This is a genomic window from Oleisolibacter albus (genome assembly GCF_003336875.1).
Classification (GTDB): domain Bacteria; phylum Pseudomonadota; class Alphaproteobacteria; order Azospirillales; family Azospirillaceae; genus Niveispirillum; species Niveispirillum album.
Genome location: NZ_QGNJ01000012.1, coordinates 42,472 through 65,242 on the forward strand (window position 1 = coordinate 42,472; position 22,771 = coordinate 65,242).

At 69.8% G+C, this 22,771-nt stretch carries 22 protein-coding genes; 7 read left to right on the forward strand and 15 right to left on the reverse strand.

All coding sequences use genetic code 11. The features are described 5' to 3' along the window. The first annotated feature begins 189 nt into the window (after positions 1-189). Positions 190-1,632: an ATP-binding response regulator gene (locus DK368_RS15775; protein ID WP_114394934.1), complete on the forward strand. Its 1,443-nt coding sequence runs from the start codon at positions 190-192 to the stop codon at positions 1,630-1,632. A gap of 6 nt (positions 1,633-1,638) precedes the next feature. Here the strand turns inward: DK368_RS15775 and DK368_RS15780 are convergent, their stop codons facing one another. After that, positions 1,639-2,124 carry a YajQ family cyclic di-GMP-binding protein gene (locus DK368_RS15780; RefSeq protein WP_114394935.1) on the reverse strand — a complete coding sequence of 162 codons (486 nt, stop codon included), beginning with the start codon at positions 2,122-2,124 and terminating at the stop codon, positions 1,639-1,641. 152 nt (positions 2,125-2,276) lie between these two features. Here DK368_RS15780 and DK368_RS15785 point away from each other — a divergent pair, with 152 nt between their 5' ends. Continuing rightward, positions 2,277-2,699 carry a CBS domain-containing protein gene (locus DK368_RS15785; protein ID WP_114394936.1) on the forward strand — a complete coding sequence of 141 codons (423 nt, stop codon included), beginning with the start codon at positions 2,277-2,279 and terminating at the stop codon, positions 2,697-2,699. Between the two features lie 53 nt (positions 2,700-2,752). Here the strand turns inward: DK368_RS15785 and DK368_RS15790 are convergent, their stop codons facing one another. From DK368_RS15790 to DK368_RS15855, 14 genes are all read right to left on the reverse strand, one after another. After that, on the reverse strand, positions 2,753-4,228 hold the full coding sequence (locus DK368_RS15790) for an AMP nucleosidase (RefSeq protein WP_205028265.1): 1,476 nt from the start codon (positions 4,226-4,228) through the stop codon (positions 2,753-2,755). A 232-nt stretch (positions 4,229-4,460) separates the two neighbouring features. Next, complete coding sequence (gene ftsY, locus DK368_RS15795; RefSeq protein WP_114394938.1) at positions 4,461-5,729, reverse strand: signal recognition particle-docking protein FtsY; 1,269 nt, start codon at positions 5,727-5,729, stop codon at positions 4,461-4,463. Then, a complete protein-coding gene (gene mtaB / locus DK368_RS15800) occupies positions 5,729-7,135 on the reverse strand; it encodes a tRNA (N(6)-L-threonylcarbamoyladenosine(37)-C(2))-methylthiotransferase MtaB (RefSeq protein ID WP_114394939.1) in 1,407 nt (468 codons plus the stop codon). Before mtaB ends, ftsY begins: the two co-directional genes overlap by 1 nt. Then, a complete protein-coding gene (dapF, locus tag DK368_RS15805; RefSeq protein ID WP_114394940.1) occupies positions 7,128-7,967 on the reverse strand; it encodes a diaminopimelate epimerase in 840 nt (279 codons plus the stop codon). Before dapF ends, mtaB begins: the two co-directional genes overlap by 8 nt. A gap of 95 nt (positions 7,968-8,062) precedes the next feature. Further along, positions 8,063-8,530, reverse strand: coding sequence for a GtrA family protein (locus tag DK368_RS15810; protein WP_114394941.1), 468 nt, complete (start codon positions 8,528-8,530; stop codon positions 8,063-8,065). 17 nt (positions 8,531-8,547) lie between these two features. Continuing rightward, complete coding sequence (locus DK368_RS15815) at positions 8,548-9,543, reverse strand: glycosyltransferase family 2 protein (protein WP_114394942.1); 996 nt, start codon at positions 9,541-9,543, stop codon at positions 8,548-8,550. 134 nt (positions 9,544-9,677) lie between these two features. Beyond that, on the reverse strand, positions 9,678-11,333 hold the full coding sequence (locus tag DK368_RS15820) for a hypothetical protein (protein ID WP_240002527.1): 1,656 nt from the start codon (positions 11,331-11,333) through the stop codon (positions 9,678-9,680). Positions 11,334-11,500: 167 nt separating this feature from the next. Continuing rightward, a complete protein-coding gene (locus DK368_RS15825; RefSeq protein ID WP_114394943.1) occupies positions 11,501-11,959 on the reverse strand; it encodes an aspartate 1-decarboxylase in 459 nt (152 codons plus the stop codon). 51 nt (positions 11,960-12,010) lie between these two features. Beyond that, positions 12,011-13,372, reverse strand: a complete 1,362-nt coding sequence (gene deoA, locus DK368_RS15830; RefSeq protein WP_114394944.1) for a thymidine phosphorylase — start codon at positions 13,370-13,372, stop codon at positions 12,011-12,013. A gap of 123 nt (positions 13,373-13,495) precedes the next feature. Continuing rightward, entirely contained in the window at positions 13,496-14,518 is a 1,023-nt protein-coding gene (locus DK368_RS15835) for a TAXI family TRAP transporter solute-binding subunit (RefSeq protein WP_114394945.1), read from the reverse strand. Positions 14,519-14,757: 239 nt separating this feature from the next. Then, positions 14,758-15,117 carry a hypothetical protein gene (locus DK368_RS15840; protein WP_155524599.1) on the reverse strand — a complete coding sequence of 120 codons (360 nt, stop codon included), beginning with the start codon at positions 15,115-15,117 and terminating at the stop codon, positions 14,758-14,760. Positions 15,118-15,245: 128 nt separating this feature from the next. Next, a complete protein-coding gene (locus DK368_RS15845) occupies positions 15,246-16,637 on the reverse strand; it encodes a sensor histidine kinase (RefSeq protein ID WP_114394947.1) in 1,392 nt (463 codons plus the stop codon). Positions 16,638-16,694: 57 nt separating this feature from the next. Further along, positions 16,695-18,122 (reverse strand): dihydrolipoyl dehydrogenase family protein, encoded by a 1,428-nt coding sequence (locus DK368_RS15850; protein WP_114394948.1) that lies wholly within the window; start codon positions 18,120-18,122, stop codon positions 16,695-16,697. Further along, entirely contained in the window at positions 18,115-18,972 is an 858-nt protein-coding gene (locus DK368_RS15855) for a TVP38/TMEM64 family protein (RefSeq protein WP_240002528.1), read from the reverse strand. Before DK368_RS15855 ends, DK368_RS15850 begins: the two co-directional genes overlap by 8 nt. Positions 18,973-19,231: 259 nt before the next feature. Between DK368_RS15855 and rpmH the strand changes: the two genes are divergently transcribed. From rpmH to yihA, 5 genes are all read left to right on the forward strand, one after another. Further along, positions 19,232-19,366, forward strand: coding sequence for a 50S ribosomal protein L34 (gene rpmH, locus DK368_RS15860; RefSeq protein ID WP_114394949.1), 135 nt, complete (start codon positions 19,232-19,234; stop codon positions 19,364-19,366). Positions 19,367-19,377: 11 nt separating this feature from the next. Further along, a complete protein-coding gene (gene rnpA / locus DK368_RS15865) occupies positions 19,378-19,833 on the forward strand; it encodes a ribonuclease P protein component (protein ID WP_114394950.1) in 456 nt (151 codons plus the stop codon). Further along, positions 19,830-20,105, forward strand: coding sequence for a membrane protein insertion efficiency factor YidD (gene yidD, locus DK368_RS15870; protein WP_240002529.1), 276 nt, complete (start codon positions 19,830-19,832; stop codon positions 20,103-20,105). Before rnpA ends, yidD begins: the two co-directional genes overlap by 4 nt. Before the next feature lie 78 nt (positions 20,106-20,183). Further along, positions 20,184-21,929, forward strand: coding sequence for a membrane protein insertase YidC (gene yidC / locus DK368_RS15875; RefSeq protein ID WP_114394951.1), 1,746 nt, complete (start codon positions 20,184-20,186; stop codon positions 21,927-21,929). A 133-nt stretch (positions 21,930-22,062) separates the two neighbouring features. Beyond that, positions 22,063-22,734 (forward strand): ribosome biogenesis GTP-binding protein YihA/YsxC, encoded by a 672-nt coding sequence (gene yihA / locus DK368_RS15880; RefSeq protein WP_114394952.1) that lies wholly within the window; start codon positions 22,063-22,065, stop codon positions 22,732-22,734. Positions 22,735-22,771: the final 37 nt, after the last annotated feature.

Sequence of the window (22,771 nt, forward strand, 5' to 3'; positions counted from 1 at the left end):
CACCGACCTTTCGCCTCTAAGCTGCCGCCTCACCGTCGCCGCAGACGACCGGACCATCGGACGGCCGTCTGCCCGGTCCAAATCCCTGTCGAACGGATCCGAACGTTGCGGGATCTTCTCCGTACCCTCCTTGGCTCCTCCGCCGCTGCACCGGGTGGGCCAAGCGGTGACCGCCTGCTGCGGGAGCAGATGGAGAATGCCGCACGCCGGGAGGCGGCCCTGTCCGCCGCCGCGGCACAGGCCGGGCTTGTCCTGTTCGAGCTGGATTCCCTGCTGCGCCCCCTCTGGGTCCTGGGGCCGGACACGGCGCTTCCGGCAGCGACATCTCCCGACCGCCGCCGGCTTGACGACGCGGCACAGCAGGTCCTGTCCGCCGGCCAGGAACGGAGCCTGTCCCTGGCACAGGGCCGGCGCGTCGTCTTGAGCCCCGTGCGTGATGCCGGCGGGGCCGTGACGGGGGTCGCCGGTGTCGTGCTCCCTTCACCGGCCCTGCCGATGGAGACGCCGCCCGCCCCGCGATCGACCCGTCCTGGACCGGCTTACGGAATGGCGAGCGCGGATATCCTGGCCCGGGCCAACCATGACCTGCGCCAGCCGATCCAGGCCATGCGCCTTTATCTGCACCTGCTGGAGACGAAGCTGGACAGCCCGCAGCAGCGGGATCTGGCCCAGCGCTTGGGCGAAGCGCTGGAAACCGGTGCGGAACAGTTGAGCGCGGTTCTCGATCTGGCCTGCCTCGATGCCGGCCGGACCAAGGTGTCGGCCACCAGCGTTCCCCTCGGACCGGCCCTGGCCCGGATCGCCGATGCGCTCCATCCCGATGCCGCGCGCAAGGGGCTCCGGCTCCGGACCGTGCCGAGCCGGCTCGTGGCCTATACCGACCCGGTTCTGTTGGACCGGATGCTGCGGGCGCTGACAGAGAACGCCGTCCGTTTCACCCGTGCGGGCCGGGTGTTGCTGGGGGTCCGGCCGATCGGCAACCGGGTTTCCATCCAGGTCTGGGACAGCGGCCCCGGCATCCCGGTCGAGCGACAGGTCGATATCTTCGAACCGTTCGTCCAGATGACGCCGCCGTACGAGGGGCGCCGGGGCCTCGGCCTGGGCCTGTCCCTGGTGGAACGGACCGCGCGCCTGCTGGGTGCCGACATCGCCGTCCGCTCCTGGCCGGGCCGGGGCAGCTGCTTCAGTCTGGTGCTGCCCACCACCCCACCGGCGGCCGTAACGGTCCCCAGCCCGCCCACCGCCATCCCCCCCTTGGCTGGCCGTGTCATCGCTCTGGCCGAGGATGACCGGCTGCAACTGGCCGCGTTGGAAGCGACGGTGCAGGATTGGGGATGTGACACCGTGATCGGCGGCAGCCTGCCCGAACTTCTGGCCGCCTTGCGGCAGGCCGGGCGTGCGCCCGATCTCATCATCAGCGATTTCCGCCTGCCCGGCGGGGAAACCGGCCTGTCCCTGGTCGAAACCCTGCGGCGGGATTATGGGCGGCCCATCGCCGGCCTGCTGCTGACCGGTGATGCCCATCCCGACCTCCAGGCCCAGGCCAGGGCGGCAGGCCTGGGCATCCTGCACAAGCCGGTGCATCCCGCCCGCCTGCGCCGTGCGGTGGAGCAGGCGCTGGCCGGCGGGTGACCGCGGTCAGTCGCGGAAGTTCACATACTGCAGGGGCTGCTCGATCTTCAGTCCCTTGACCAGGGCGATGGCCGCCTGCAGATCGTCGATCTTCTTGCCGGTGATCCGCAGCTCGTCCCCCTGGATGGCGGCCTGGACCTTCATCTTGCTGTCCTTGATGGCCTTGACGATCTGCTTCGACAGGGCCTGGTCCAGCCCCTGCTTGACCTTGACCACCTGACGCAGCGTGCCGCCGGCCGCATTCTCGGCCTTGGCCCAGTCCAGGGCGCCGGGGTCCAGCTTACGGCGGACGAAATAGGCCTTCAGCATCTCCGTCAGCTGGGTCAGCTTGGTCTGATCCTCGGTCTGGATGGTGATCTCGCCCTCGGCATGGACCAGCGTGCTCTTGGACCCCTTGAAGTCGAACCGGTTTTCCAGCTCGCGCATGACGCCGTTGACGGCGTTGGTGACCTCGGCCAGGTCGGTTTTGGAGACGATATCGAAGGACGGCATGGCAATCCGTGTCTGCAATCGGAAAGGGAAGGCCCGATCCTAGCACCGTCGGGCCGGGGCGGGGCAAGGGGGGAACCAAGGCCGGAGCACCCGGTTGAGAGGAACGCACCCGGGTTCCCCCGGGGACAGCCCGATGCCAGGGAGAGGGATGCATGCAGATCCGGGACATCATGACCAAGGATGTGGAGCTGGTCAGCCCCACCACCTCCTTGCAGGAAGCGGCGCGGAAGATGCGTGACGCCGATACCGGCTTCCTGCCGGTCGGGGAGGACGACCGGCTGGTCGGGACGGTCACCGACCGCGACATCACCGTGCGCTGCGTGGCCGAAGGGGCCAATCCGGGCCAGGCCACCGTGCGCGACGCCATGAGCGAGGCGCTGGTCTATGTCTTCGACGACCAGGACAGTGTCGAAGCCGCCCAGATCATGGCGGAAAAGGCGGTGAAACGCCTGCCCGTGCTGAACCGCGACAAGCGGCTGGTGGGGGTCGTCAGCCTGGGCGACGTCTCGCAGTCGGACGACGACATTGCCGGCCTGACCCAGAGCGACATCGCCCAGTCCAAACCCAATTCCTGAAACGGCGGCACCGCGGCCGGGGCCTGGAAACGCCCCGGCCAGGAGCCGGTCGCTTACTGGAACGCGGCCTCGGCGAAGCTGCGCAGCTTGCGGCTATGCAGCCGCTCCAGCCCGTAGTCGCGCATGATCTCCATGGCGCGCATGCCGATGGCCAGATGCTGGTCCACCCGGGCCCGGTAGAAGCTGTTGGCCATGCCGGGCAGCTTGATCTCTCCGTGCAGCGGCTTGTCCGAGACGCAGAGCAGCGTGCCGTAGGGAACGCGGAAGCGGAAGCCGTTGGCGGCGATGGTGGCCGATTCCATGTCCAGGGCGATGGCCCGGCTCTGGCTGAAGCGCATCACCGGCTCCCGGTGGTCGCGCAGTTCCCAGTTGCGGTTGTCGATGGTGGCCACGGTGCCGGTGCGCATCAGGCTCTTCAGTTCCCAGCCCTGCAAGCCGGTGACCTGCTCCACCGCCCGTTCCAGCGCCACCTGCACCTCGGCCAGGGCCGGGACCGGAACCCAGACCGGCAGGTCGGCATCCAGCACCTTGTCCTCGCGCACATAGCCGTGGGCCAGCACATAGTCACCCAGGCGCTGGGTGTCGCGCAGACCGGCGCAGTGGCCCAGCATCAGCCAGACATGGGGCCGCAGCACGGCGATGTGGTCGGTGATGGTCTTGGCGTTGGACGGGCCGACGCCGATATTGACGATGGTGATGCCGTTGCCATCGGCCCGCATCAGGTGATAGGCCGGCATCTGCGGCAGCCGCGCCGCCCGCTCCCCCTCCGGCGCCCGGCCGGGGAACAGGGCCTGGTTCCAGGTGATGCGGTCGCCGGGCTCGACGAAGCCCACATACTGGTTGCGGTAATCCTGCACCGCCGGATCGTCGCTGGGCTGCATCATCTCCAGCCCCTTGCGCACGAACTCGTCGATATAAAACTGGTAATTGGTGAACAGCACGTAGTTCTGAAACAGCTCCGGCTTGGTGGCGCAATAGTGCTTCAGCCGGTGCAGGCTGTAGTCCACGCGCGGCGCCGTGAACAGGGCCAGCGGCTTCGGCTCGCCCTGGGCCACCTGATAGGTGCCGTTGACGATGCTGTCATCCATCAGCGCCAGATCGGGCAGATCGAAATAGTCGCGCAGCTGATAGAGCCGCGACGGATCGAGATCGCCCTCCACATGCATGCCTTCGGGATAGGCGAACTGAATGGGGATCGGCGTCTCCGACACGCCCACCTCCAGCGGCACGCCGTGGGTGCGCAGCAGCAGGCCGAGCTGGTAGCGGTAATAATAGTCGAACAGGTCCGGCCGGGTCAGGGTGATGCGGTGCGTGCCCATGCCATGGACGAAGCCATAGGCCAGACGGCCATCAATCCGCGGCTCCGTCTCCATCCGCAGCTGGACGAACGGGTAGAAGGCGCGGACACGGCCGGGAAGATGCTCGCCCCGGGCAAAGGCCTGAAAGCGTTCGCGGAGATAACCGGTCGCCTCGTCATAGAGGGCCCGCACACGGGCCAGGGCGGCATCGGCATCGGAAAAAAGCTCCACAGCCGGGAGAGAGACCGGGGAGGAGGAAAGAACCGGCGCGGCGCCGGGTACAACTGTCGTCACGGTATCACCTTCTCCAATTTCCGACTTTATAGGGCCGTGACAGGGGGATGGGAAAAGGAAAATGCGGTGACAGCCGGCATGCCCCGGTCAACGAGCACGCAGATCTCGGCCATCAGGCCATGCGGCAGTCGCGTAAGTCAGGGGGGGCAGTGCCCCCCCACAGCGGATCTCACTCCAGCCCGACCAGGGCGCGGGCGAAGCTCTTGGCTTCGAAGGGACGGAGATCATAGACCCCCTCGCCCACGCCGATGGCGTGGACCGGCAGCTTGAACTTCTCGGCCAGGGCCACCAGCACGCCACCGCGGGCGGAGCCGTCCAGCTTGGTCAGGATCAGGCCGTTGACGTCCACCATCTCCTTGAACACCTCCACCTGGGAATGGGCGTTCTGGCCGGTGGTGGCGTCCAGGGTCAGCAATGTGGTGTGCGGGGCCGTGGGGTCGATCTTCTTGATGACGCGCACGATCTTGCGCAGCTCGTCCATCAGCCCGGCCTTGTTCTGCAAGCGGCCGGCCGTGTCGATCAGCAGCACGTCGGCCTTGGCGGCGCGGGCGCGCTCCAGCGCGTCATAGGCCAGACCGGCGGCATCGGCCCCGGTATCCTTGGCAACCACGGGGCAGCCGGTGCGCTCGCCCCAGATCTTCAGCTGGCTGACGGCGGCGGCGCGGAAGGTGTCGCCGGCCGCCATCCACACCGTCTTGCCCTCGGCCGTCAGCTGGCGGGCCAGCTTGCCGATGGTGGTGGTCTTGCCGGTGCCGTTGACCCCCACCAGCAGAATGACATGGGGCTTGGCCGCAGCGTCGATGACCAGCGGCCTGGCCGCCGGTTCCACCAGCCGGGTCACCTCTCCCGCCAGATATTCGCGCACCTCCTGCGGGCTGACCTCCTTGCCGAAGCGGGTCTTGGCCAGTCCGGCGGCCAGACGGGCGGCGGTGCCGGGTCCAAGATCGGCCCGGATCAGCAGCTCCTCCAGCTCCTCCAGCGCCTCGTCATCCAGCTTCTTCTTGGTGAAGATGCCGGAGATGCCCTCGGTCAGGCGCGAGGTGGATTTCGACAGCCCGTCGCGCAGACGCGCGAACCAGCTTTTCTTCTCCGGCTGGTCCTCCAGCTCGGGCAGGAGAGCGGCCTCGGGTGCCACGGCGGCGGCCGGCACCAGCGGCTCCGGGTCGGCGGCAACGGCGGCCTCTCCCGCTGTGACCTCGGGCGTGACTTCGCCCTCCCCGGCATCGTCCCCGCGCAGGCGGGGATCCAGGGCCACAGGCTCTTCCGACGGAGCGGCGGTCGCGGGGGAGGTATCCTGGACCGTCTCCGGCACGGCCGCCGCATCCGTCTCCGGAGGCGCGGTGTCTGGAGACATGGTGTCCGCAGCCGTGCTGTCCGGCGCCGTGTCCTCGGCCTTTGCGGTATCGGCGGGCTTCTTCTTGCGGAACCAGTCGAACATCAGTCCAGCACCGTTGCGGTCAGGGTCTCGCCGTCAACACCGTCGATGCGGCAGCGGACGATCATTCCGGGTTCGAAATTCTTGGCGGCATCCACGGCGGACAGGCGCACGGGCGCGAAGCCCGGTGTGCGGCCCAGATCCGGCTTTTCCAGCAGCACATCGCAGGTCCGGCCCAGCTGGCCGTGCAGATGGCGTTCCACCTGCGCGGCCCCGGCGGCGCGCAGGCGGGCGGCGCGCTCCTTGCGCACGGGGCCGGGCACCTGGGGCATGCGGGCGGCGGGCGTGCCGGGGCGCGGGCTGTAGGGGAAGACATGCAGCCAGGTCAGGCCGCAGCGCTCCACGATGTCCAGACTGTTCTGGAACATGGCCTCGGTCTCGGTGGGGAACCCGGCGATGATGTCGGCCCCGAACACCATGTCGGGGCGCAGGGACCGGGCCTTGTCGCAGAAGGCGATGGCATCCTGGCGCAGATGGCGGCGCTTCATGCGCTTCAGGACCATGTCGTCGCCGGCCTGCAGCGACAGGTGCAGATGCGGCATCAGCCGCTCCTCCTCCGCCACCAGCCGCCAGAGATCGTCGTCCATCTCCACCGCGTCCAGCGAGGACAGGCGCAGCCGCGGCAGCTCCGGCACCGCCGCCAGCAGGCGGCGCACCATCTGGCCCAGGGTCGGCTGGCCCGGCAGGTCGGGTCCGTAGCTGGTGACATCCACCCCGGTCAGCACCACCTCGCGGTAGCCGGCGGCCACCAGGGTGCGGACCTGGGTCACGATCTCGCCCATGGGCACCGAGCGGGAATTGCCGCGGCCGAAGGGGATGATGCAGAAGGTGCAGCGGTGGTCGCAGCCATTCTGGACCTGGACGAAGGCGCGGGCACGCCCCTCCATGCCCTGGATCAGATGCCCCGCCGTCTCCCGCACCGACATGATGTCGTTGACGCGCACCCGCTCGGCGGCGTTGGCGCCGAAATCGGCCCAGGGCGCGGCGGTGAGCTTGGCATCGTTGCCCAGCACATGGTCGACCTCGGCCATGGCGGCGAAGCGGTCCGGATTGACCTGCGCGGCGCAGCCGGTGACGATGATCTTGGCGGCCGGCCGGTCGCGGCGCAGCTTGCGGATGGTCTGGCGGGCCTGGCGCTCGGCCTCGGAGGTCACGGCGCAGGTGTTGACGATGACAACATCGTCCAGCCCGGCGGCGCGGGCGTGGGTGCGCATGACCTCGGATTCATAGGTGTTCAGCCGGCAGCCGAAGGTGACCAGGGTCGGCCCCTCCCCCTCGCTGATCACCGGCGGCCCGGCCTCCCCCTCCTCATGCACATGGGCGGCGTCAGGCAGGGCCGCGTCGGCCAGGGCCGGATCATGCGGGATGGCGTCATGACGGGGGCTGTCGGGGAGGACGGGGTCACGCATGCCCGGCCCCCAGCAGCGCCGGGCTCAGCACGCCCTCGAACGACATGGACACCGGCCCGGTCATCAGCACATGGCCATCGTCGCGCCAGACGATATGCAGGTCGCCGCCATCCAGCGTGACCGTGGCGGCGCGGCCGGTCAGCCCACGACGGGCCGCCGCCACCAGCACGGCACAGGCGCCGGACCCGCAGGCGCGGGTGATGCCGGCGCCCCGCTCCCACACCCGCATGCGGATATGATCGGGAGCCAGGATCTGCGCCACCTCGATGTTGCAGCGCTGGGGGAACAGCGGGTGGTGCTCCAGCACGGGGCCGTGGGTCTCAAGCGCCACGGCGGCCACATCGGCCACGAAGAAGACGGCGTGGGGATTGCCCATGCTGACCCCCACCGCATCGGCCAATGGACCGGCGGCGGCCGACAGGTGCAGCGTATCCTCCGCCTGCGCCAGGGGAATGTCCCGCCAGTCCAGCCGCGCCGGCCCCATATCCACGGTCACCAGCCCGTCCGGATGCACGGTGGCGTGCAGCAGGCCGGCGGCGGTGCGGATACCGAGGGCGTCCTTGCCCAGGCCCGCGGCCACCAGGCTGGCGACGCAGCGGGTGGCGTTGCCGCAGGCACCGCTTTCGCTGCCGTCGGGGTTCAGGATGCGCATGGCGATGTCGGCCCCGTCCCGCCCCGGTTCGATCAGGATCAGCTGGTCGAAGCCGACACCGGTGCGCCGGTCGCCGATGGCGCGCACCTGCGCGCCCGTCAACGCGACAGGGGTGGAGCGGGCGTCGATGACGACGAAGTCGTTGCCCAGCCCGTGCATCTTGAGGAATCGAAGCGCCATGATGGCTGCTTATATGGCGAGGCGGGCCTGCAGGTAAACGGGTGCTGCGGGCGGGGCGGGAATGCGCGGCGGGACGGGCGTCCCCGCCGCCGCGATCAGGCCTTGCGGAACACCAGGAACTTCGAGGCGAAGAAGTTGAAGACCATGCCGGACAGGCTGCCCGCGGCCTTGGCCAGATAGGGCAGCAGCGGCAGGGTCAGGGCCGGCCAGGGCACCAGCGGCGGGCCGAGCGTGACCACGGCGGCATAGACGGCATAGTTGACCGCCGCCCCCACCCCGTTGGCGGCCAGGAACTTGGCCCATTGCAGCCAGGCGCGGCGGCGGCTGACGCCGCGGAAGGTGAAGGTGCGGTTCAGGTACCAGGTGCAGGTGGCGGCAATGAGATAGCTGAACAGGCCGCCGGCATAGACGCCGAGATGCAGCAGGTTCAGCGCCACCCACAGCGCGCCCATATCGACGAACAGCGCCAGCCCGCCGATGACGGCGAAGCTCAACAGCTCCCGCGACAGGCCGGGGCCGGCCGGGCTGCTGGCAGGGGGATCGGTCCGGGCCGCGCCGCGCATGCTGTCCGCCCGGCCGCTCAGTCGGGACGGACCGGGGTGGAGAAGTCCGGAGCCGGGATTTCCAGATATTTCAGCCGCTTCATCTCACGCCGGCCGCGGGTGACCGTATCCAGGATCAGGCCGCAGGTCAGGGCCAGGAAGGACAGGAGCCCCAGCCCCGTGGCCAGCACGGCCGTGGGGAAGCGCGGCACCAGCCCCGTCTCGTAATAGGTGATGAAGACGGGAATGGCGATGAGGATGGAGACCAGCGCCAGCACCAGGCTGGCCAGACCGAAGGACTGCATGGGCCGCTCCTCCTTGATCAGCTTGCCGATCATCCACAGGATGCGGAAGCCGTCGCGGAAGGTGCTGAGCTTGGACACGCTGCCGGGGGCACGGTCCTTGTAGGGGGTCTCCACCTCGCCGATCGGCATGCGCATCTCCAGCGCATGCACCACCAGTTCCGTTTCGATCTCGAAACCACCGGCCAGGACCGGGAAGCTCTTGACGAAACGGCGGGAGAAGACGCGATAGCCGGACAGCATGTCCTGGGTGCGCTTGCCGAAGACCATGGTGACCATGGTGGTCAGCAGCACATTGCCGAAGCGGTGGCCGGCCCGGTAATTCTCCCAGTCGGTGACACGGGCGCCATTGACCATGTCCAGCTTCTCGTCGATCAGCTTGGTCACCAGGTCCGGCGCCTTGGTGGCGTCATAGGTGTCGTCGCCATCGACCATGACATACACGTCCGCCTCGATGTCGGCGAACATGCGGCGGACCACATTGCCCTTACCCTGCAGCGGCTCGCGGCGGACCACGGCACCGGCGGCGCGGGCGATCTCCACCGTCCGGTCCTTGGAGTTGTTGTCATAGACATAGACCGTGGCCGTGGGCAGCGCGGCCTTGAAGTCCTTCACCACCTTCTCGATGGAGGCTTCCTCGTTGTAGCAGGGCACCAGCACGGCGATGCGCGGCTGGGCCGGGGCGGCGCTGCTGGCGAGGGCGGAAAGGGACAGGGCGGCGGGCGTGGACATGGGATCAAGCATCCAGAGAGGACCGTACAGGTCGAACAGATAACACGGAACGCACGAGGGAAGGCGGCGAAAGCATGGTCTTTCCGGGGCCTTTCGTCACCGCAGCGGATCGGCCAAGCGGGTCGGACAACGGATCAGCCGGGGGAAAGGGTCCGCGTCTCCCGCCGCACGGGGCAGAGCTTCATCGGCTCGTCCAGGGTGGATGTCACGGGCTTGCAGGCCATCAGGTCCGCCTTCAGCCCGTAATAGGGCAGGATATGCTGGTCGGTCCATTCCTCCCAGTGGGCCAGCAGCACATAGATGTCGCCCTGGTGGGCGGCGATGCGCTCGGCCATGCGCCGGTTGAGAAGGATGTCCTTCTGGTCGGGATGGATGAAATAGCTGTGTATCCGGTAGAAGGGGATCTGCGGCGGGAACCCGCTGATGAGGAAGGCCGTCGGCGCGTAGCCCGTCTGCAGGATGATGGTGTGGTCCGGGTCGGGAATGGGCGGGATGTCCACGGCGACGAAGCGGTCGGTCCAGTCGATGCGGTGCCAGTTGCCCGGCCGGATGGTGACACTCACCAGCAGCAGCAGCGTCAGCGCGATGGCGGTACGGGCCTTGCCCGGCAGCGGCCACAGCATGACCGCCGCCACGATCAGCACCGGAGCCAGCATCTCCAGCGGAATCAGATAGCGGTAGATGGAGAACAGCTTCAGCCAGACCAGATAGGTCAGCGCCCCGGCCACCAGCAGATAGAGCGCCGGGCGCCGGGCCGGCAGCGCCGGGTCGGGCCTCCGCCCCTTGATCCGGCCCCAGAGCAGCAGCAGCGGCGTCGCCAGCAGCACCACATAGGCCACGGGCACCCGCAGATCGCGGAACAGGATCTCCCCCACCAGCTTCGGGTTCAGCACCCAGGCGAAGGGGAACAGCAGGGCCTGGATCAGGCCCGGCGGGATGAACTTGTCGTCGCGGTAGGCCTCGGGCACGCCCCAGGGCGACTTGAAGATGTGGTTGAAATAGGGGAACAGCGGGTTCCGGTACTCCGTCCACAGATGCCACATCCAATGGCCGGAGAAGAGGGCCATGCCGGCGATGACGCCCAGCCCGAAAAAGAAGGACAGCAGCACCCGGCGCCAGAAGCCGCCGCCCACGACCAGGAAGGCGAAGCAGAGGCCCACGGCATAGGGCAGCGTCGGCTGCTTCAGGCCCACGGCGCTGCCCACCAGCAGGCCGGCCAGGGCCACGGCGGCGAAGGCCGGGCCGGAGACGGCCGACGGCCCGCCCCAGATCACCGCGGCCCGCGCCAGCACCACCCAGGCGGACCCCAGCACGAACAGGCTGATGACATTGTCATAGAAGGTGGTGCCCAACAGCCCCAGCTGGCCGCCGCCGAAGAAGCCGATCAGCGCCAGGGCCAGGGCGGCGGCGCTGCGCCGCGTCGGCTCCAGCCCGGCCAGCAGCGCCCAGGACAGGCCGAACAGCGGCAACACGTTGAGTCCCTGCACCGCCCCCATGAGGAAGCCGACGGCCCGCGCCGGCAGCGCCTGGGCCAGCAGATAGAAGGGCAGGTCCAGCGTGGGATTGTAGAAGGTCGCCACCTGGGCCGGGGCCACGTCCAGGTCGCCGCGCCCGGTCCACCAGGCATAGGCGTTGTACCAATGGTAGTTCCGCAGATCCCAGTTGGCATCCTGGCCCAGCGCCAGGGACAGCAGCCCGGCCAGCAGCGGGAACAGGGCGAGGGACAGCAGGGCGAAGCGGGCGACGGGGCCGGTGGTGGGGCGCATGGGAGCCGCAGTCAAGGGTGGCATTCCGCCTTCCTAGGCCCCGGCCGGGGCAAGATCAAGGCGGCGATGCGACGGAACCGGGGAACGTGCGACGGCCGCCCCGGGTTTCCGCCCGCACGCCCTTGTTTCACCATCCAGCGGCGACGGGACGGCGCACTATCGCCGGACAGGGCCGACCAGGACCGGCCGGGTCAGGCCGGAATCGGCACCGACAGCTGGACGGCGGCATCCTCGCCGTCGGTGATGTCGAGCGTGCGGAATTCGAACTCCCGCGCGTCGCTGCGATAGACGTCGTACTGCAGCACCCGGTCCACGCTGTTGTCCGGCTTGAAGGTCAGAACCCGCGGCTTCACGGTGTAGAGGTCCCGCGGCTCGATGCTGGCCGAGGCAGCGATGATGATCTCGTCGCCCTTCTGGCAGGTGCGCGCGGCGGCCCCGTTCAGCACGCAGCAGCGCGAGCCCGGCTCGCCGAAGATGACATAGGTGCTGATGCGGGCACCGGAATTCTTGTTCCAGATCTCCACGAACTCCAGCGGATAGAACCCGGCCTGGGCACACTGCTCCGGGTCGAGGGTGATGGAACCGTGATAGTCCAGGTCGGCGCCGGTGACGCGGATGCCGTGGAACTTGGCGCGGACAATCTTGATCATCGCAACGGGTGCCTTTGCTGCCGGGGCGCGGCCGAGAAATTGGTGTGGCGTCTACCGCGCTGCAATACGGCCCGCAACGGGATTCTGCGGGACACCGGCCTGCGACCCGATGACCGGCCCGACGACAACGGCCCGGCGCACCGCGGCTTCCGCCGCATCCGCCGCCGCCGCATCACGGGCATGCACAAGGCACAGCGGTGCCGCGTCCGGTCCCACCGCCGTGCCGATGGCTGCCACCGCGGACAGCCCCACCGCGGGGTCCACCGGATCGGTCGGGCGGGTGCGGCCGCCGCCCAGCGCCACCACGGCCAGCCCCAGCGCCCGCACATCCTGGGCCGTGACCATGCCCGGCCGCTCCGCCTTCACCGCCCGCACCACCGGTGCCGCCGCCAGATGGGCGCCGGGCCGGTCCAGCAGGTCGGCCGGCCCGCCCAGGGCCACCACCATGCGGGCGAACTGCTCGGCGGCACGTCCGCTGTCCAGGGCGTCATCGACCTTGGCCCGCGCCTGATCCAGGTCCGCCGCCAGACCGCCCAGCAGCAGCAGCTCGGCCGTCTGTTCCCGCGTCACCGCCCACAGGCGCGCCTCACGCGGGCCGCCGGCGAGGATGTCCAGACATTCCCGCACCTCCAGCGCATTGCCGGCGCTGTGGCCCAGCACCTGGTCCATGTCGGTCAGCAGGGCCAGCGTCGGCAGGCCGGCGCCGTTGGCCGCTTCCACCAAGGCCTCGGCCAGGGCGCGGGCGCGGTCCGGCTGGGGCATGAAGGCGCCGCTGCCGAACTTCACATCCAGCACCAGCCCCTGCAGCCCCGCCGCCAGCTTCTTCGACAGGATGGAGCAGGTGATGAGGTCGATGCTCTCCACCGTCGCCGTCACATCGCGGATGGCATAGAGGCGGCGGTCGGCGGGGGCGATGTCGCCGGTGGCGCCGACGATGGCGCAGCCCACCTCCCGCACCACCCGGCGCAGACGCGGCGTGTCGGGCTGCGAGACATAACCGGGAATGGCATCCATCTTGTCCAGCGTGCCGCCGGTATGGCCCAGGCCACGCCCGGAGATCATCGGCACATAGCCGCCGCAGGCCGCCATGATCGGCGCCAGGATCAGGCTGACCTTGTCCCCCACGCCGCCGGTGGAATGCTTGTCCAGCACCGGGCCGGGCAGCCGCTCCGGCGCCCAGTCCAGCACGCTGCCGGACCGGGTCATGGCCTGCAGCAGCGCCACCCGCTCGCCCCGGTCCAGACCGCGGAAGAACACGGCCATGGCGAAGGCCGCCGCCTGGCCCTCGCTGACGCGGCCATCGGTGATGCCGGCCACGAAGGCGGCGATCTCGTCCGCGTCGAGACGGCCGCCGTCACGCTTGGTCCGGATGATTTCCTGCGGCAGGAACAGGGGCGAGGAAAACTGCGACATGGAGGGACGACGTCCTTCTTCTTGAACGCGATACGGGGCTGGCACGGCCATGCTGCCGGCCCCCGTGCCAGTCGGGCACAGGCGGGACGGTCGGCGCAACGGATAAATCGGCCGCAGCGGGTCTCAGCTGGCGTGGGGCGCCGGACAGGGCATGACGGCCGCATCCTGGCCATAGGCGGCGGCGGCCCCGGCATGAAGCGGCAGCGCCAGACGCGGCAGCAGCGCCTCGGCCAGCGAAAGATCGGACTGTTCCGCGGCCAGCCGGTCACGGTTGGCGGGCTGCGCCAGGGCGGCGGCGAGATTGCGCACCAGGGCGGGGTCGGCATCGGCGCGGGCGATCCAGACCACCGGCTGCATCACCGTCTCGATCGGCATGGCGGCGCCATAGCTGCCCGCGGGCAGCGTGCCCGCCCCGCTGAAGGGATAGAGATCGAGCAGACGGCGGGCGCCCTCCCCCGTCACCGGCAAGAGCACGCCCTGACCGGCGGCGGCAAGATCGGCCACGGCGGCATCGGGCCAGACGGCCAGACGGAACAAGGCGTCGACGCGGCCTTCCCTCAACGCCGCCAGCGCCTCCGCCCCGCCCAGCGGCACGGTGCGCACATCGGTGCGGCGCAGACCGTAGGCATCCAGGACACGCTCGGCCAGCCGGCGCTCCTCACTGCCCGGCTCCCCCATGGCAACGCGCCGGCCCTTCAGCGCGGCGGGGCCGGCCAGATCGAGGCCCGGACGCACCAGCACATGCAGGGCTTCCTGGTAAACCCCGCCGACCACGGCGATATCGGCCCCGCTGCGCCGGGACTGGCAGCGGGCAGCGAGGGCGGCGCCGGCCGGAACCAGCCCCGTCTCCACCGCGCCACTGGCGACGGCGGCGATGATATCGTCACGCAGCGGCAGGCTCTGGGCCAGGGCGATCAGGCCGGGCACCCCGCAGGGCCGGTCCGGCGGACAGGCGGGCAGGCCCGGCGGCCGCGACATCAGCCCGGCCAGGCTGGTGGCGGCCTGGAAGCCCGGCGTGCTGGTCGGCCCCACGGCGATGCGGAGATAGCGCACCTCCGCCGCCGGCACGGTCGGCACGGACCACAGGGCGCCCACAGTGGCGGCCAGCAGCAGCAGGGGAAGGAGACGCCAGAGCAACGGAGCCATGGGACGGCCGGACGGGTCAGGGTTGCGACGGGATGTCCTTTTCCAACAGGCCCGTCAAATGGCCGGCCTGTCCCCAGGCCCGATAAGTCCGGCCTGTGGCGGCAATGTCGCACTGCAAAGTTGCCAGAGGGTTACAGATCCGCCGTATCCTTGGCATACTATCCGTCAGGCGAGGCCGGTCGCGGTGCGGGGCCGGTCGCGGTGCGCGGATGGCGGGCGGGTCGTCGCCGGCCGAGACGTCAGTCCTCCTTGCGGCAGCGGGCACGGTTCCTGTTTTCCGCGACGCAGCGCATGCCGGTGGACACCTTGAAGCTGCCGTCGCTCTGGCGGCGGATGGAGGGGCCGTTGCTGAACTGCACCCAGCCGGCCGAGCCCCAATGGGCGGAGATGCCATTGCTGAAGGACAGGCTGCCATCCGGATGCTTGACCACGGTCACGCCGCTGTCGAAGGCGATGGCGCCGCGTTCATCCAGCCGGGCGGAGCGGCCATTGGTGCACAGAACCATGTCGCTGGTCACGGCGTCCTGGCGCGTGCAGGTGACGGGGTTGGTCCCGCCGGACAGAACCAGGGCGTAGATGGCGATTTCCAAGGGATTCACGGAGAAACGCTCCTTCCGCCCCATCTGATGTCCCGATAGATATCGCCGCTCCCGCCCGCGGGATCAATATCACTCCGGTACGGTGCCGATGGTATGGGGCGGAAAGGTTGCGCGCCGCCGGGAATCGACTACTTCCGCATGCCCTGGGCCGGAAATCCGAGGGCGAAGACGGTCCCGCTGCCGCTGCTGTCGAGCAGACGGAGGTCGCCGCCATGGGCGCGCAGGATTTCCTGGGCGATGGGCAGCCCCAGGCCGCTGCCATTGGCGCGGGTGGAGGCGGCGAAGGGCACGAACAGGTTTTCCCGCGCCCGCGGAGCCAGGCCCGGGCCGTCATCGCTGACCAGCAGCTCCAGCCGGCCCGGACTGGAGCGGGCGGACAGGGTGATCCGCGCCGCCCCGGCCTCCACGGCGTTGCGGCCGAGATTGGCCAGCACGCGGAACAGCTGCTCGCGGTCGGCCAGCAGCGTCGTCCCGGCGGGCACCGCATTGTCCCAGACCAGCCCGGCGCCTGGGCGCAGCGACTCGCCCACCGCGTCGATCAGGGCGTGCAGATCCACCGGCGCCTTGCGCAGGGGCAGCAGCCCGTCGCGGCTGTAGTCCAGGGTCTGGCCGCAGAGCAGCGCCGCCCGCTCCAGCGCCTCCAGAATGCGCCCGCTGGTCCGCTGCACGTCCGGATCGGGACTGGACAGCAGCCGTTCCGACAGCAGGGTGGCCGAGGCCAGCACGCCGCGGATGTCATGGTTGATCTTGGCCACGGCCGTGCCCAGGGCCGCCAGACGCTGGCGCTGGCGCAGGGCCTGACGGACCGCGGCCTGGAGCGCGATCAGCTCGCGCTGGGCGATGCCGACCTCGTCGTCGCGGTCGGTGGCCAGGGTCAGCGCCGGGCCGGTGCTTTCGGGGTCGCGCTTGAAGGCCATCATGGCCTCCACCAGCCGGCGCATGGGCCGTACCGTCATCACCAGCAGCGCCAGATAGACCAGACCGGCGGTGATGACGGAGATGACGATCGACAGCAGGACGATCCGGCCGGAATAGTCCAGCAGGGCCGCCCGCAGCGGTGCCTCGTCGATCAGCAGCATGACCCGAACGCCGGCATCCTTGGGCGACGGCCCGGCCACGCCGATGACCCGGTTCTCCTGCCGCGGCAGCAGCAGCAGGGCGTCGCGGATCAGCACCCAGGGCGAAGCGCCGGCAAGGTCATAGCGTTCCGCCGGGGCCGGGGTGTCCGGCGCCATCAGCATCAGCACCCGCATGTCGGTCACCCGCGCATCGACGGCATAGGCACCCACATGGCGCAGCAGTTCGGCCTCCAGTTCCCGCGTCACCATGCCTTCCGGCGCCGCGCGCACCGACAGGGCGGCCAGATGCCCGGCCGCCAGCCGGCCGTTGAGCCATTCCAGGCGGAAGCGGGCGGCGGAGGGCACATAGATGAACACCTCCGCCAGCAGCACGAAGACCATGGTCAGCAGCAGCAGGCGCGAGGACAGGCTGCGGACGAAGGGCGGCAGGGACAGGGCCAAGGGCGGCAGCCTCGACAGGGGAGCGGGGGATGACAATAGCGCCGCCGCCGCCGCGGGTCAGCCCAGCTTGGCCAGCCAGCGCACCAGCCGCCGGGTGCGGTCGCTGAACAGGCTGGGGGTATAGAAGGACCCCGCGGCCCGCTTGCTGACCTCGCCCAGGGTGGGATAGGGGGCGATGAGGCCGGTGAAGGCCCCGATCTTCAACCTGGACGCCAGGGCCAGCACCCAGGGCTGGATCAGCTCGCCGGCATGGGCGCCGACGATGCTGGCCCCCAGGATACGGCCGTTGCGGCGCAGCACCACCTTGGCCAGCCCTGCGGTCTCCCGCTCGGCCTGGGCCCGGTCGTTCTCATGCAGGGGCCAGCGCACCACCCGCACATCGCCGAACCGCTCGCGCGCCTGCGCCTCGGTCAGGCCCACATGGGCCAGTTCGGGATCGGTGTAGGTCACCCAGGGCAAAGCCGAGTAATCGACCTTGGCCGGCAGCCGGAACAGGGCGTTGCGCACCACGATGCCGGCATGGTAGCCGGCCACATGGGTGAATTGCGGCCCGCCCGCCACGTCGCCGATGGCGAAGACGCGGCGGTTGCTGGTGCGCAGACGCGCATCCACGGCGATCCCCTTGGGTGTGGCGGCGATGCCCGCCGCGTCCAGCCCGAGATCCTCGATATTGGGACGGCGGCCGGCGGCAACCAGCAGATCGCTGCCCTCCACCCGCTCCTCCCCATCCAGCCCCTTCAGCAGCACGGCGACACCGGCGGCGGCCGGCTCCACCCGCAGGATCTCCACCCTCTCGCGCAGGTCGATCCCCTCCGCCGCCAGCCGGCCGCGGACCACGTCCACCAGTTCGGGATCATCCTTGGGCAGCAGCGTCCCGCGCTCCAGCACGGTGACGCGGGCCCCCAGGCGGCGATGGGCCTGGGCCATCTCCAGCCCGATGGGGCCCCCGCCGATGATCAGCAGATGCGCCGGGGCGGTGGTGCGCTCGAACAGCGTCTCGTTGGTCAGCACCGGCACCCGGTCCAGGCCGGGGATGGGCGGCAGCGCGGCGCGGCTGCCGGTGGCGACGACGAAACGGCGGGCGCGGATGCGGTGGCCGTCAGCCGTTTCCACCACATCCGGGGCCGTGAAGCGGGCGCTGGTCTGCAGCACACGCACACCCAGGCCGGTGAAGCGCTCCACCGAATCATTGGGCTCAATGGCGGCGATGACGCCGTGGACATGGGCGTGGACAGCGGCGAAATCGACCTGCGGCTCGCCTGTGCGGATGCCGAACCGGCCGGCACCGCGCACGGCCTGGGCCGCCTTGGCCGCCGCCAGCAGCGATTTCGAGGGGACGCAGCCGGTGTTGAGGCAGTCGCCGCCCATGCGGTGCTTCTCGATCAGCACGGTGGGGCGGCCGAGCTGGGCCGTGCCGGCGGCCACCGACAGGCCGCCGGAGCCGGCGCCGATGACGCAGATGTCGGTGCGGATCTCCTCAGCCATGGCGGGCCTCCCCTGTGGGCTGTGTGGTGGTCGGCTGGTCAGCGGCCCTCTGGCCGTCGGTTCGTTGACCGGCAGCCGAATGATGCGCGCGGGCGGCCCGGCGGCGCTGCAACGCCACCGGCAGCAGGGACAGGAGCGCCAATCCCAGCAGGGGCAACAGCACCTCGGCCTGGAAGATGATGCCCAGGTCCGGCGTGCCGCCCTGGTCCAGCACCGCCCCCAGCCCGTTGCCGACGGAGACATAGACCAGCGTCCCTGGCAGGATGCCCAGCAGCGTGCCGGTCACATAGGTGGACAGCGTCACGCCGAGAAAGGCCGGCACCAGATTGACCAGCCAGAACGGGAACAGCGGCACCAGCCGCAGGAACAGCAGATAGCTCAGGGCATTGCTGCGGAATCCGCCCTCCAGCCGGCTCAGCCAGGGTCCGGCACGGCGGCGCAGCAGGTCGGACAGGGCCGTGCGCGCGGCCAGGAACACCGCCACCGCCCCCAGCGTGGCCCCCACCACCACATAGGCCGTGCCCGCCACCACCCCGAACAGCAGCCCGCCGGCCAGGGTCAGGAACACGGCCCCCGGCACCGACAGGGCCACGGCCAGGGCATAGACGGCGATGAAGCCGGCCGCCGCCGCCAGCGCATGGGCCGCCACCAGGGCCGACAGGGCCTGCCGGTGTTCGGCCAGCGCCGAGAGGCTGAGATAGCGGTGCAGGCCCGAAAGATAGAGCCCGGCCGCCGCCAGCAGCAGCAGAAGCAGCGGCAGCAACCGGCGGACGGGGTGGACGGGCCGGGCCGTGGACGGGGCCATGGACGGGGCCGTGGACGGGGCCTGGGGATGGCTTGGGTCGGTCATGCGCGGACTCAGCAGATAGCTCGGATCAAGCCGATGATGCGGTGACCGTAGCAACCCGCCCGCCGCACCACCATTCACCAGGGCGTGAGGGGCCATCACCGCCGCGTGAGCCGGCTTGGCCCTGTGCCCCACCCGCGCCGGGCGCAGGGCATCCCGGCGGGAAAACGGGGCACCGCCCGCGGGCCGCGGTTGACTCCCGATCCTCTCGCTACTATACAACGGCCTTCATTTTTGCCGTCAGATCACCGGAGTACCAGTCGTGAAGCGTCCGTTTCAGCCCAGCAAGATCGTGCGCGCCCGCCGTCATGGCTTCCGCGCCCGCATGGCCACCGTCAATGGCCGCAAGGTCATTGCCCGCCGCCGGGCCCAGGGCCGCAAGCGCCTGAGCGCCTGAGGCCTGCCGTCGTGGCGCGCCTCGCCAAAGGCAAGGTGGGGCGCCTGACCCGGCGGCCGGAGTTCCTGGCCGTGGCCGGGGCCCGTCGGAAATGGGCCATGCCGGGGGTTCTGCTCCAGGCACGGGTCCACGATGACAGACAGCACCCGGACCCCGGCGGACCGCCGATCCGGGTCGGGCTGACCGCCAGCAAGAAAGTTGGAGGCGCGGTTGCACGCAACCGCGCCCGTCGTCGTTTGCGCGCGGCCGTGGCCGAGGTGCTGGCCGAGCAGGCGGCGCCGGGCCAGGACTATGTGCTGGTGGCCCGGGCAGAGACCGTGGGTCGGCCCTGGGCCGACCTCAAGCGCGATATCACCCAGGCCCTGAAGAAGCTGAAGGCCCTGCGCGGACCGGCGTCCGATTCGCCGCCCGCGCCGGTTCCCCCGGTGCCGCCGCAGCCGCCCTCGGCCGCGGAGGGCACGCCGTGAGCCCGCTGGCCTGGATGCTGCGCGGCCTGGTGCTGCTATACCGCTGGTTCATATCGCCGCTGCTGGGTCCGCGCTGCCGCTTCGCCCCCACCTGTTCCGAATATGCGCTGGAAGCGCTGGCCCGGCATGGCGCCCTGCGCGGAAGCTGGCTGAGCCTGCGCCGCATCCTGCGCTGCCACCCCTGGGGCGGATCGGGCTGGGACCCGGTGCCGCCGCCGGACCGGCAGGGCGCGGCACAGGGCCACGCGGGGCACTGTTGCGGCCGGCATTGAGCCGCGGGCCTTTACAATTCCGCCGTCTCCCTGATTATCCCCGCTGCACAACGGGGCTGGAACCTGGAACAAGCACACATGACGGACCAGAAGAATCTTATCCTGGCGATCGTGATCTCGGTCGCGATCCTGTTCGGGTTCCATTTCTTCGTGGAGCTGCCGCGACAGAAGGCGCAGCAGGAGAATCTCGCCCGGCAGCAGGCGCTGTCCGGCGAAACCATCACGCCGGCCGAACCGGGCACCGCGCCGCCGCCGGCGCCGACCACGCCGGGCGTCGATGCCGCCGCCATTGCGCAGGCTCCCCTGCGCAGCCGCGACGCGGTTCTGGGCGAGAGCGGCCGGGTGACCATCAACACCCCGCGCCTGCACGGCTCGATCAACCTCAAGGGCGGCCGGCTGGATGACCTGACGCTGGCCAACTACAACGTCACCCCCGACCCCAAGAGCCCGGAAGTGGTGCTGCTGTCGCCGGTGGGTGCGGTGGATCCCTACTTCGCCGAGTTCGGCTGGGTGGCCGGGAATGGCGGTGCCGTGGCCCTGCCCGGGGCCAACACGGTCTGGAGCGCCAGCGCCGACCGGCTGGAGCCGGGCACGCCGGTGACGCTCAGCTGGGACAACGGCCAGGGGCTGGTGTTCGAGCGCACCATCGCCGTGGACGAGAACTACATGTTCACGGTGACCCAGCGCGTGCGCAACACCGGCGGCCAGGCCGTGGTGCTGCACCCCTATGGCTTCGTGCAGCGCCGCGGCACCCCGCACGCCTCGGGCATGTACATCCTGCACGAGGGTCCGGTCGGCATCATCGGCGGCGTGCTGCAGGAGTTCAAATACAAGGACCTGCAGGGCGAAACCGCCAAGGAGATGACCACCACCGGCGGCTGGATCGGCATCACCGACAAGTACTGGCTGGTCAGCCTGATCCCCGACCAGAAGACCTCGGTGGATGTGCGCGTGCTGCACCAGAAGGGCGCCACCGACATCTACCAGATCGACTACCGCGCTCCGGCCGTGACCGTGGAGCCGGGCCAGAGCACGGAGACGGCCCAACGGCTGTTCGCCGGTGCCAAGGTCGTGGATATCCTCAACCACTATGAGGACAATCTGGGCGTCGAGCGCTTCAACATGGCGGTGGACTGGGGCTGGTTCCGCTTCCTGACCAAGCCGTTCTTCTATGCCCTGGACTTCCTGGGCGGCGCCGTCGGCAATTTCGGCATCGCCATCCTGATCTTCACCGTGTTCCTGCGCGGCGCCTTCTTCCCGATCGCCAACAAGCAGTACGAGGCGTTCGCCAAGATGAAGCGGCTGCAGCCCAAGATGGAGGAGCTGCGCAAGCGCCTGGGCGACAACCGCGAACAGCTGTCGATGGAGATGATGAAGCTGTACAAGGAGGAGAAGGCCAACCCGCTGGCGGGCTGCCTTCCGATCCTGCTGCAGATCCCCGTCTTCTTCGCCCTGTACAAGGTGCTGTACGTCACCATCGAGATGCGGCACGCGCCCTTCTACGGCTGGATCCATGACCTGTCGGCGCCCGATCCCACCACGCTGTTCAACCTGTTCGGCATGATCCCCTGGGATCCGCCCACCTTCCTGCATATCGGCATCTGGCCGCTGCTGATGGGCGCCACCATGTTCCTGCAGCAGAAGATGAGCCCGGCCAACCCGGACCCGGTACAGCAGCGCGTGTTCCTGGCCCTGCCCTTCATCTTCACCTACATGATGGCCTCCTTCCCGGCCGGCCTGGTGATCTACTGGACCTGGTCGAACCTGCTGGCCATCCTGCAGCAGTGGTTCATCACCCGGCGCTTGAACGCCAAGGCGGCCTGACCCGCCCTGTCCCGGCCCGGCGCATGCCGGGCCGGGTCGTGTGACCGGGCGGTGCCGCGGCACCGCCCCGCTCCCTCGCCCGCCCGGAGAGGGAGTTTGTTTTTCGGGCATTCGGTTTCGGAGGAGCACGCCCATGTCCACGCCCCGCATCATCCCCAGCCTGATCGGCGATCTCAGCGCCGAGGAGATCGAGGCCGGGCGCCTGCTCTTCGCCAAGGAATGCGATTTCTTCTGGGGTGCCGAGGCGGCCACGACCCTGCCCGAGGCGGTCCTGCCGGAGATCTGCTTCGCCGGCCGCTCCAATGTGGGCAAGTCGTCCCTGATCAACGCGCTCACCGGGCGCAAGACCCTGGCCCGCACCAGCCAGACCCCCGGCCGCACCCAGCAGCTGAACTTCTTCAATCTGGGCCAGCGGCTGGTGCTGGTGGATATGCCGGGCTACGGCTACGCCAAGGTATCGAAGGAACGGTCGGAGGCCTGGACCGCCTTCATCCGCCAGTATCTCAAGGGCCGGGTGACGCTGAAGCGCGCCCTGGTGCTGATCGACAGCCGCCACGGGCTGAAGCCGCACGACATCGACATGATGAAGATGATGAACCAGGCCGCCGTGCCCTATCAGATCGTGCTGACCAAGGCCGACGCCCTGACCAACGCCGCCATTCCCAAGGCCCAGGCCGCCGTGGCCCAGGCCCTGACCAAGCACGGCGCCGCCCATCCCGAGGTCATGGTCACCTCGTCCGAGGCCGGCCTGGGCATCGCCGAACTGCGCGCCACCCTGACCCGGCTGGCCGACCCGGCTGGCTGATCCGGCTGGCTGATCCGGCGGCCTGACCGGCCCACGG